This is a genomic window from Streptomyces palmae (assembly GCF_004684805.1).
In the GTDB taxonomy this organism is placed as follows: Bacteria; Actinomycetota; Actinomycetes; order Streptomycetales; family Streptomycetaceae; genus Streptomyces; species Streptomyces palmae.
On sequence record NZ_SRID01000735.1, the window covers coordinates 1 to 1,003 of the forward strand.

Consider the following 1,003-nt stretch of genomic DNA (forward strand, 5'->3'; position numbering starts at 1 on the left):
GAGGCCCTCGCCCCGCAGACCCTGCCCGCGCTCTTCGAACGGCAGGTCGCGGCCACCCCGGACGCCGTCGCGGTGGTGCACGGGGACACCGAGCTGACCTACGCCGAGTTGGACGCCCGCGCCAACCAGCTGGCTCACTGGCTGGTCTGCCAGGGGGTGGGCCCTGAGCGCTTCGTGGCCGTGGTCATGCCCCGGTCCATCGAGCTGATCACCGCCCTGCTGGCCATCACCAAGGCCGGCGGCGCCTATATGCCCGTCGACCCCGGCTACCCGGCCGACCGCATGAGCTACATGCTCACCGACGCCGCTCCCACCACCATCCTCACTCTCGCCGACACCGCCCAGGTGCTCGCGGACATCGCCACCAGCGCGCCTGTCCACGTCATCGACGAGCCGGCCACCAGCGCCCGCATCGCGGGCCACACCACCGAGCCCGTCGGCGATCTCCACCGCACGGAGCCCCTCGACGTCCACCACCCCGCGTACGTCATCTACACCTCCGGCTCCACCGGACGCCCCAAGGGTGTGGTGGTCAGCCACCACGGCATCACCCACCTCACCCGCTCGCAGATCGAGGGCTTCGACGTCACGGTTGGCAGCCGCATCCTGCAGATGGCCTCGCCCAGCTTCGACGCGGCGGTCGCGGAGGTGTGCGTCGCGCTGACCTCCGGATCGGCCATCGTCCTGGCCTCGGCGGCGGAGCTGATGCCCGGTCCTGACCTGGTCAGGGTGCTCGCCGAGCAGCGGATCACCCATGTGACGCTCACCCCGGCCGCGCTCGCGGTGCTGCCTCCCGACGGGATCCCCGCGGCCACGACGCTGGCTGTCGCCGGTGAGGCGGTTGGTGGGGACCTGGTGGAACGGTGGTCCCCGGGCCGCCGCATGGTCAACGCCTACGGGCCGACCGAGTCCACCGTCTGCGCCACCATGAGCCGCCCCCTCACCAGCGACGACACCACCATCCCCATCGGGCAGCCGGTCAACGGCACCCACGTCTACGTCC

At 71.8% G+C, this 1,003-nt stretch carries 1 protein-coding gene; it reads left to right on the top strand.

The window, feature by feature from the left end; genetic code table 11:
- Window positions 1-1,003: AMP-binding protein (locus E4099_RS32380; protein WP_167828575.1), on the top strand; the 1,003-nt coding region annotated here is incomplete at both ends.